This window comes from Vibrio mexicanus (assembly GCF_001012815.1).
GTDB classification, from domain to species: Bacteria; Pseudomonadota; Gammaproteobacteria; order Enterobacterales; family Vibrionaceae; genus Vibrio; species Vibrio mexicanus.
The window spans coordinates 1-9,539 of record NZ_JYJP01000139.1 but is presented as its reverse complement, the minus strand read 5'-3'; the positions used below and the strand labels follow the sequence as shown (position 1 = coordinate 9,539).

The window sequence follows — 9,539 nt, the reverse complement described above, 5'->3', positions numbered from 1 at the left end:
TAGTCTTCGCCCCGCTTAAAACGATTTTATCACGAACAAAATTTAATCACGAAAGATCAACACGCCCTTACTCCTAAACATAGAAAAGCCACGAATGACACCGTGGCTTTTAACGTTAACTACATAGGTGATATCACTATATAGGCTTACTTCATGTTTGGACAACTGAACTCTGCCCGCCAAGTCAGAGTGTTGTTGGTTCGCATGTTTTTAAGCACCTCTTTACCAGACATCTGAGGGTAAGCTTCGATTACCCTGAGTTCGTCTTCGTCGGAAAGCGCTTCATACGCTCTTACATGAGTAAACGTTGTACCTAAGTTATTTGACAGCATAGATTTAGATAAACAAATCCCAAATACGTCCCGTTTCATAGTATTTCCTTCTAGCCTAACCTAAAGCCTTATCGTTTTTGTTTTGGCTCAGACTACATTGCATCCATATGCAAACTACCCATTTAGTATAATGGAATGTCTATTTTTTAACCAAATAAACAGCGATAAATATTTGTGACTAGAATCACCTATTCAATCGGTTTTATATTTGTTTAGAACTTTTGTTTACGATTTATGCGGCCTTTATGACTGGGGTTATCGTATCTTCACAATTATGTAACTACTCAATAGGGCAATGCGCCGTTCGATGTTAATTTACATTGGAAGGACAAAGGAGTGATCATGAAATGGAGTCGTATCAGCTTTCGCCATCGAATGCTGATTATCATGACAGTAACCGGCTTGGTTCAGCTACTAATTTTAGCGCTAGCTGGGTTTGCATACGTCAAACACGCGCAAGAAGAGGAAATGGGCCTCAAGGCTCAGGGCGTGGCGTCTTTTTTGGCGGGTTCTGATGTCGTGGTTGAACTGATAGAAAATGGTGTTGAGGCCGAATCTCAAGCGCGATTTCGTCGGTTGACGGAGCTCATTGGTGCGGCGTTTATTGTCATTGGTGACGAAGATGGTATTCGACTTGTTCACCCTGTTGATGATCGCATTGGTAAGCCTATGAAAGGCGGCGACAACAATCGCGCTTTGGTTGATGGCGAGTCTTATATCTCCTTTGCAGAAGGTTCTCTTGGTTACTCTGTTCGTGGTAAAGCGGCTGTCTTTGACGACAATGGCGAAATCATTGGCGTTGTGTCGGTTGGTTATCTTCTAGAGAGGCTCCAAGACCGCGTAGAGCCTTTCCTCTTATTTCTAACTGTGATGGCTTTTGTAGTGGTGGGCGTGAATGCATTGGTGGCCAGCTATGCCTCACGTCGCTTCCAAAAGGCAATCTTAGGCTTTGAGCCTGAAGAGATCGGTCGTCTATATGTAGAGCTTGATGTCACCATGAGTACCATCAAAGAGGGCATAATCAGTATTGATGCGAAAGGGCATCTCAGGTCCATCAATAAAAGCGCCTGCGATATATTGGGCATTCGAAAACAAGACGCAATGAACCGCCCTTTAAGCAAGGTGATTCCAGAGAGCGATTTGCATTCGGTTCTGGAAACTGGCGGCACCGATCACGACATCAACCTTACCTTGAATAATCAAAAGCTGATTGCAAACCGAAGCCCAATCATTGTGGCTGGAAAAGTGGTTGGCGCTGTGTCGAGTTTCCGTTTGCGTGACGACATTACAGAACTCACCGAACAGCTCGCACAAACCAAGGCCTATGCAGAAATGCTTCGCTCACAAACTCATGAACACAGAAATAAACTTAATACCATTAGCGGCCTTGTTCAAATGGGAGAGCTAGAAGGTGTTCAAAAACTCATAGGCCAAGAAACGGCGCACTACCAAAGCTTGATTGAGTTTTTGAGAGAGACGGTCAAAGACCCCTTAATTGCGGGTATGTTACTGGGTAAGTCGGAACGCGCACGTGAGATCGGGTTAGAACTTCAAGTAGAAGAGGGTTCAAGGCTAGAGTCATTGCCTACACGCATTAACCCAGAAGATGTCGTCACGGTATTGGGTAATCTTATTGATAATGCATTTGATGCCACTATGGCTGCGATTCAACAGGAGCAACACATTGCGCAAGAGCGGAGAATTGTTGAAGTGTCGATTAGCGATTATGGTAACGAGATCATATTGGAAGTGATCGATGGTGGCTGCGGCTTACCCACAGAGTTTGATGCAGACAAATTGATTGAGAAAGGGGTGTCTAGCAAAGCATCAACGAGAGGAGTCGGTTTATATCTAGTTAATCAACTGGCTTCTCGTTATCAAGGACAATTGGAAATGAGTAACAACAAGGAGAGTGGGGCACGAATGACAGTGTATCTCCCTAAGGAAGAGCAGTTATGAGCGAGAATACGCGAGTAATGATCATTGAAGACGATATCGCGATAGCAGAGCTTCATAATCGTTATCTGACACAAATGGGTGGGTTTGAAGTCGTGGGTATTGCAACCAGCCGTGCAGAAGCCGAAATGCAAATAGACGTGCTTAAACCAGACCTCGCATTGTTGGATGTTTACCTTCCAGACGGAACAGGATTGGATATCTTACAAACGCTTCGTGGCAATAACCAAGGCTGCGACGTTATCTTAATTACTGCAGCAAGAGACGTAGATACTTTGCAGCAAGCTATGCGCGGTGGCGTGGTAGATTACTTGTTAAAGCCGGTGATGTTTCCCCGATTAGAAGCGGCTTTAAGGAAGTACCAAGACCAGCAGCAACAGCTTGAAGACTTGTCGGCATTGGATCAAAAAGTGGTGGACCAAATGCTGACTGTAAATGCGCAAGCTGAAGAGACCGCACCTAGACTACCAAAAGGCATCGACGCTGTAACACTGGATAAGATTCGAGCACTATTTGAGCAGTCCGATAGCCTAACCGCTGATGATGCGGGTGAAAAAATAGGGGCGAGTCGCACAACGGCCCGTCGCTATCTAGAATACCTAATCAGTAGTGGTGAACTTGAGGCAGACTTAAGTTACGGCAATGTTGGCCGACCTGAACGCTGGTATACAAAAAAACTCGTGCCTAAGTAAGAAAGGGATTAAACTCAATTAGGTAGTGATTTGAAAGTAAGATGATTTATAAAGTACGCCCGCTATCAAAGGTCGTTTTCACATTGTAGAAGCACAGCTTCAAATAAAGTAAAACGCAGGATAACTTGCAGCAATAACAAGAATTAAAACCGAGTGTATAAGATCGATAATTATGAGCATATCTAGCAGTACGATTTTGACAGAAAGTGGCACCAATGAGCTTGAAATCATTGAGTTTCACTTAGTTAAGCAGCTTCCAGATGGCAGTACTAAGACCTGCTATTACGGCATCAATGTAGCCAAAGTAAGGGAAGTCATTCAAGTTCCAGAAACTACAGATTACCCAAATGCTCAACCGCATATGGTCGGAGTGTTTTCATCACGCGATATTCTAACCCCTTTGGTTGATTTAGCCGGTTGGTTGGGCGTACCAACAAAAGCAGATCTTGAAAAGAAATTTGTGATCGTGACAGATTTCAACCGCATGACTAACGGTTTCCTCATCGACAGCATTAGTCGTATCCACCGTATCTCTTGGAATGATGTGGAATCGCCGAGCCAGTTCCTAGAAGCTGGGGAACAAGACTGTGTCGTAGCCGTGGTGAGAAAAGATGGCAATCTGATCATGATTTTGGATTTCGAGAAAATCATCGCAGACATCAACCCAGAACTAAGTATGGAAAAATACGATGTTAAGGTAGATAGAAGCGTCGATTTGAACCAGAAAATGGTTGATAAGCGAAATGCGAAAACAGTTATGGTTGTGGACGATTCCGCTTTTATCCGAAGCCTGATCCAAGACACATTAAGTTCAGCGGGTTACAACATTATCGCGTGTAAAGACGGTGGTGAAGCGCATGATAAATTAATGGAAATTAAACGCGTAGCTTCGGAAGAAAACGTGCCGGTTACTGAGTTGGTCGATGCGGTCGTAACCGATGTAGAAATGCCGCGCATGGATGGCATGCATCTCCTTAAACGTTTGCGAGACACTGAAGAGTACAAAACCATCCCAATCATGATGTTCTCTTCATTGATGAGTGATGACAACCGATCTAAAGCGTTGTCTCTCGGTGCGAATGACACCATCACCAAACCAGAGATTGGTAAAATGGTTACAATGATGGACAAGTACATTTTCAACTATTGATAAGCTTTCGCGCACGACTTCTCCACAAAGGCACCCTAAATAGGGTGCTTTTTTCGTCTTTTGCCTTACAACACAGCAAACACCCACTATAGTTTTAAAAAGAACGTTATGGGGGCATTTATGAAGAAATTGGTAAATAGGGCAATCCTCTCTCTTTACTTAGTCAGCTTTGCGTCCTTTTCTCACGAGCCCGACCTTGTCTTGCATTTACCTTCCCAAAAAGATAATGGTCATGCCTACTATCATGAGTTGCTTTATGAAGCGTTAGAGGCTGAAGGGGTACACCTTCATATCGTGGTACCTGACCGACATATCCCTCAGAAGCGTGTGAGAAAAATGGTCGATAATGATCGCCTGTCCTTAATGTGGCTTATAAAAACGGAAGAGCGAGATCAGATGTACCCGAGTATCGACATCGGCTTGACAGATGGTTTGATAGGCAAAAGAGTCATGTTGATTCCGAAAGGCGGGCAACGTCACTTTGATGGCATTAAAAATTTGTCCGATCTTCAAGACTCCGGCTTAGCAGCGGGTCTAGGGGTCGATTGGTATGACATCGACGTATGGAAACAAAATAAGCTGGAATATTATACCCAAGATGGTGAATGGCGTGCGCTATATGACATGCTCACGATCGATGGGGAGGTGAACTATTTCCCTAGAGGCTTTAGTGAGATTTTGGACGAGGCTAAGTACAACCGCCACTTAGATATCGAGAGAAACCTTCTCCTTGTTTACGAAAATGACATGAAGTTCTATTTTAGTGCTGATGCGCAAAAACACATTCCTGTCATTGAACGTGCGCTGGCAAACGCGCAGAAAAATGGTCTTATGGACAAATTGGTCAAGAAGTATTGGCAGACGACCTATGAAATACTCCAGCCAGAAGAGCGTGTAGAAATAAAACTTGAATTGCCCCAGTAAAACAGGCATGAAAGTTCAGATAACAACTCGTCCCATTCTTGTTCTCGAAATCAGATACTTAGCTTGCGTCATAGTAGGTTAGGGCGTAACTTAACACTATCTGTGAGTAGTTTTGTTTAGGATTCAGCAAATAAAATGGAAAGCATCTTTATTGTTGTCATCATTTTGGTGGTGTTCTTTCTTGTTGTTCAAAAAAAATACCTCAAGCAAGATGATTTGAAGGACAGTGCATACAAGAAGAAAGGCGCTTTACTCAATATGAAGGAAAGTGCGTTCTATAATGCTTTGATTTCTGCTGTGGGGAATCAAGGGGTTGTGATGCCAAAAGTTGCCATGACAACGGTTATCACACCGATGGCAGAGAACAAAAATGAGTGGTTCATTGCAAACAGCCGAATTGCAAAAAGCTATTTCGATTACGTGGTTTGTGACCCTAGAACACTAGAGCCGAGAGTGGTTATTGAGCTCGATAATGGTAAAGAGCTGACCAAAGGCAAACGTGATAGAGAAAAACTACTGCTTCACGTATGTAAATCGGCAGGGTTACCTTTGATTGGTACATCAGTTAAGCACAGTTACCAAGTGGGTCGATTAAGACGTTTACTGGCGGCTCACATAGATCTTATTGAACCGGATAAAGAAGTGCGCTTTTGTAAAAAGTGTGGAAGCCCAATGGTGATCAAAACCGCGAGCCAAGGTGAATTTAAAGGTCGACGATTCTTTACCTGTAGCCGGCAGCCGCTGTGTACCTATACCGAAAACTATAACGTTGTGTTTGATGAAGAATCGCAATAGTGCGTGTGGACAGCTAAAAAAGAAATGGCTCCATTTGGGAGCCATTTCTTTTTGTGAGTGAGTCGGTCTTAGTGCAGGCCTAGACTGTCGCCATATCTTGAATCGCTTTGGCTTTCTGCTTAGAGCACACCATGACTTGATTTCTACCGTTTTGTTTCGCACGGTAAAGCTCTCTATCTGCATTCATCAACACGTCTTCAAGCGAGGTGTGTTCGTTACACTCCCAAACGCCAATACTTGCCGTGACCTGAATGGACTCTGGTTGGAACTGGAAATAGTGCTCGGCAATCTTAATACGAATGGCGTTAGCAAAGCGCTCCGCATCGACAATACCAGAATTAGGTAGCACTAAGCAAAACTCTTCACCGCCAATGCGGAAAACATGGTTGTCTTCTAGTTGTGACTGAAGCAGGGCCGTGGTTTCGATCAGCACTTTATCGCCGATTGAGTGCCCGTAACGGTCATTGACCTGCTTAAAGAAGTCGAGGTCGAGTATAAGAAGTGACAAACGTCCATATTTACGTTGCATCAGAGGGAAGCTGTGCAGCAATGCAAGGCGATTTAGAGCGTTAGTTAGCGCGTCTCTTGATGCAAGCTTGTTCAAGTTTGTTTCAGCGCGTTCACGGCTTGCTTCAAAAACATGAGAGATAATCCAGATCGTGACGAAAGACATCCCCAGATTAATCACAAAATTAAGGGAGTAAGCCGACTCTTCAACTTGCAACTTATGGGTGATGTTCACCATTTGGGCGAGAAACAAAACAAATGTGGCTGAAAAGGATATTTGCTTTCCGAGTAACAGGTAAAGACCTACTGGGAACATGCAGGTCCAAATGTAAATCCCGCTATCTAATGGCCTCACATAGGTGCCCAATACGATAAGAATCAATAGTAAGTACGCCCAAGAGCGGGCAACTATTTGTGTAAACTTGTCCTTTCGAACGCGGTTCCAAACAAATAATGAATAAAAACCAACGATAAAATCGATCGCTGCTAGTGGAACATTCTTAGAAACAAAGAACGCCATAATGGAAAAGAAAAAGGACAACGCAGACAAGAAAAGGCAGAGCCTTTTTAAAATAGAGACTCGCAATTTTTTAGACTGACCGAGAAAATCCACATTCATTGTGTAGGAGTCCTTTGTAATGCAAAGTTATGCAAGTTGATTAGTAGGGTATACTACTTTAGTAGCTTCGATAATCAATATCCAAAATGAAGGAAGATCACAGTTTTGAGCAAACAAAAATATCAGTTAATTTGTTTATGTGATGAGAAAGGAAGAAAGTTTGTGCTAATTGATTATTCCTGCATCACTTGGATCTTATTATGAAAAAATGCACTTGCACACCATGATCGGACTCGTTACTATCTATCCCGTTCTTAAGGAATGGGTCCGTAGCTCAGTTGGTTAGAGTACTACCTTGACATGGTAGGGGTCGGCGATTCGAGTTCGCCCGGACCCACCACTCCTTACCGCATGGTTATGCAAAGAACAAGTTTTTGGATCCGTAGCTCAGTTGGTTAGAGTACCGCCTTGACATGGCGGGGGTCGGCGATTCGAGTTCGCCCGGATCCACCAAATTCAACAACAAAGCCAAGCGTTTAGCTTGGCTTTGTTGTATCTGTCATTTCGAAAATCATCTTGAAACCTCACGATAGAGTAGTGCTCTTCCTACTTCAAAGAACCAAAATGATACCTACATAGTTATTCCGAGATATGCACCCGAGAATCGGTGGGTTTTATGTTTGTGGTCACAGATGGTCACAATTGTGACCATCTGTGACCAACATACTCCACTTAACTCGCAAATTTCGGCGCTGTTGTTTGTGACCAGAGTTATGGTGGGAGTCAGGATGTCAGGAATGACAATAAAGTTTGGCGTGGTGCTTCATTCTATACCGATTTATGTGAGACCCTTTTTGCTCTCTTCATCACCGCCATCTACCAAATCCGCTTATTTCGATAGCCGAAAATTCACGCTATAGCGAAAAAGTAATGATGATAGTTATTTAGTGAAAGTAAGTTGTTAGATGGACACTTTACATTGCTTCGGAACAAAGAGGACTTTAGTTCGACTATTCCAAATCACTTCTGCCCCAAGACGTGTTTAGTGCGTATGAAACCAACATGAGATTTATTAGATGAATAACTTTTCTATGGTGGTGACTTAACTAGTTCATTTCTGCTCCAAACTTTGCTAGCGCTGCTACTTAAACACGCATCTCAAAGACAGGTTTGCCATACCTAAGCTAATCAGATACGACAAAGCCACAGGCTATGCCCATGGCTTTGTTTAACAGCTACAGAATGTTTGTCATTCAATTTGAAGAGGGAACACATTCTGTGTGCATTGCCGGGTATTTTATCACCAAATATGGGAGGGAAAATACCTAGGCTTATCGTTTGTCCTCGGTGGGCTGCTTTGCAATTACACCAAGTTCAAATTGATACCATTACTTCTGGCCAGACAGTAAATGGCAGCTCAATGAAAAAGCAGGGATAACCGAGGCTCTCACGTCTAGTCTAAAGCTATAGGCTGAATGTCGCAAGTATACTGTTATTTAGCGTGGCTTCGCTCAGCAAACTTCTGCCCCAAGATGTGCTTAGAGCGCAAGAACCAATCATGAGATTTAATTGTGAAACAAGCTGTTTCCTAATTATCCAACAGGTTGTTGGACAAACTCTAGTAACCAATTATGCAAGAGGGTCTTGCACAATTGCGAAACAGGTTATTTCGTAAATCACCTCAGCTCCAACCCGGTTCTGATCTCGTCGCTTCGGCAATAGAACTAACCAATGTGCAAAATATGCACATTGCTTATCAAGCAACTATCGAGGAGCCCTCGGTAGTTGAACTGTTGCAATTTTTGCAATAGTTGCCCGAGCAACGAGAAAGCTCAGTGATTGCAGATTCTGCAACAACTCATATCTGCCCCTTCTCTACTTAGTGCAATTACTCAGTAATGATTTACGCTGCTGAGTTTTCCATACGTGAGTTATGATAGGAACTGCGTATGAAAGTTGTACGTACGGTTCTTAGAGAGACGGCACTTCGTCTACTCAGCTAAAATTTTGCTTGTGCCGACTATCTATTTAACTCATATGAGCGGCAATTGACTTACTTTTGATATTGTCGGTAATGTGTCTTTGAGAGCGAGGAACGCAGGTACGAAGAGATGTAATGTAACCGGTTTAGTTGCCTACAATAAAACGAGCACCAGGATCTTTTGTGAAACTGCGCTTTCACATTTTGAACATTAATGGAGATATAGTTTCATTATGAACTCACGTCGCAGAGCAGTGGTTTTTCCTAGACAGCAACGCATCCTCGAGCAACTGGGTGAGAATATTGAGTTGGCGTTGAAGCGACGGCATATATCACAGGAGTTGTTACACCAACGAACGGGGATATCAAAACCGACATTACGAAGGATTATCAGAGGTGATTCAACAGTGTCTATTGGGCACTATATGATCGTTTTGTCAGTATTAGGCCTCGAAAATGACCTTGGTATGGTCGCCAGTGATCGTGTGCTTATTGGTAAACTTGAATCGATAGCGAAGCTTAAGAGTAAAATACATGAAACATAGTTGCTCTGTTGCCTTTAGGGCCGCTATAATTTTCAGCTACTACTTAGTCGTTATTTGGGGCTGACTAACATCCAAGTAATGATTAATCTTATCAGCAG

General features: G+C 43.1%; 8 protein-coding genes and 2 tRNA genes. 8 read left to right on the top strand and 2 right to left on the bottom strand.

What is annotated here, in order from left to right; translation table 11 throughout:
* Positions 1-146: 146 nt before the first annotated feature.
* A complete protein-coding gene (locus tag UA76_RS20690; protein WP_047049765.1) occupies positions 147-371 on the bottom strand; it encodes a hypothetical protein in 225 nt (74 codons plus the stop codon).
* A gap of 303 nt (positions 372-674) precedes the next feature.
* Between UA76_RS20690 and UA76_RS20685 the strand changes: the two genes are divergently transcribed.
* From UA76_RS20685 to UA76_RS20665, 5 genes are all read left to right on the top strand, one after another.
* On the top strand, positions 675-2,291 hold the full coding sequence (locus UA76_RS20685; protein WP_047049764.1) for an ATP-binding protein: 1,617 nt from the start codon (positions 675-677) through the stop codon (positions 2,289-2,291).
* Positions 2,288-2,980: a response regulator gene (locus UA76_RS20680; protein WP_047049763.1), complete on the top strand. Its 693-nt coding sequence runs from the start codon at positions 2,288-2,290 to the stop codon at positions 2,978-2,980. Before UA76_RS20685 ends, UA76_RS20680 begins: the two co-directional genes overlap by 4 nt.
* A gap of 172 nt (positions 2,981-3,152) precedes the next feature.
* Positions 3,153-4,130: a chemotaxis protein gene (locus UA76_RS20675; protein WP_047049762.1), complete on the top strand. Its 978-nt coding sequence runs from the start codon at positions 3,153-3,155 to the stop codon at positions 4,128-4,130.
* A 120-nt stretch (positions 4,131-4,250) separates the two neighbouring features.
* On the top strand, positions 4,251-5,054 hold the full coding sequence (locus tag UA76_RS20670; RefSeq protein ID WP_047049766.1) for a hypothetical protein: 804 nt from the start codon (positions 4,251-4,253) through the stop codon (positions 5,052-5,054).
* A 135-nt stretch (positions 5,055-5,189) separates the two neighbouring features.
* Positions 5,190-5,849: a DUF2726 domain-containing protein gene (locus UA76_RS20665; RefSeq protein WP_047049761.1), complete on the top strand. Its 660-nt coding sequence runs from the start codon at positions 5,190-5,192 to the stop codon at positions 5,847-5,849.
* A gap of 79 nt (positions 5,850-5,928) precedes the next feature.
* On the opposite strand, the gene UA76_RS20660 is transcribed toward UA76_RS20665, so the two are convergent.
* On the bottom strand, positions 5,929-6,975 hold the full coding sequence (locus UA76_RS20660; RefSeq protein ID WP_047049760.1) for a GGDEF domain-containing protein: 1,047 nt from the start codon (positions 6,973-6,975) through the stop codon (positions 5,929-5,931).
* A 263-nt stretch (positions 6,976-7,238) separates the two neighbouring features.
* On the opposite strand from UA76_RS20660, the gene UA76_RS20655 reads away from it, so the two are divergent.
* The 3 genes from UA76_RS20655 to UA76_RS20640 all read left to right on the top strand — a co-directional run bounded on the left by UA76_RS20655 (position 7,239) and on the right by UA76_RS20640 (position 9,441).
* Positions 7,239-7,315: transfer RNA gene (locus UA76_RS20655), tRNA-Val, on the top strand.
* 36 nt (positions 7,316-7,351) lie between these two features.
* Positions 7,352-7,428 (top strand) — tRNA-Val (locus UA76_RS20650).
* Positions 7,429-9,129: 1,701 nt separating this feature from the next.
* Positions 9,130-9,441, top strand: coding sequence for a helix-turn-helix domain-containing protein (locus UA76_RS20640; RefSeq protein WP_047049758.1), 312 nt, complete (start codon positions 9,130-9,132; stop codon positions 9,439-9,441).
* The last annotated feature ends 98 nt before the right edge of the window (positions 9,442-9,539 follow it).

Coding starts and splice junctions, on each gene's coding strand:
- UA76_RS20665 (WP_047049761.1), top strand. CDS start 5,190: ATGGAAAGCATCTTTATTGTTGTCATCATTTTGGTGGTGTTCTTTCTT.
- UA76_RS20685 (WP_047049764.1), top strand. CDS start 675: ATGAAATGGAGTCGTATCAGCTTTCGCCATCGAATGCTGATTATCATG.
- UA76_RS20690 (WP_047049765.1), bottom strand. CDS start 371: ATGAAACGGGACGTATTTGGGATTTGTTTATCTAAATCTATGCTGTCA.
- UA76_RS20675 (WP_047049762.1), top strand. CDS start 3,153: ATGAGCATATCTAGCAGTACGATTTTGACAGAAAGTGGCACCAATGAG.
- UA76_RS20670 (WP_047049766.1), top strand. CDS start 4,251: ATGAAGAAATTGGTAAATAGGGCAATCCTCTCTCTTTACTTAGTCAGC.
- UA76_RS20640 (WP_047049758.1), top strand. CDS start 9,130: ATGAACTCACGTCGCAGAGCAGTGGTTTTTCCTAGACAGCAACGCATC.
- UA76_RS20660 (WP_047049760.1), bottom strand. CDS start 6,975: ATGAATGTGGATTTTCTCGGTCAGTCTAAAAAATTGCGAGTCTCTATT.
- UA76_RS20680 (WP_047049763.1), top strand. CDS start 2,288: ATGAGCGAGAATACGCGAGTAATGATCATTGAAGACGATATCGCGATA.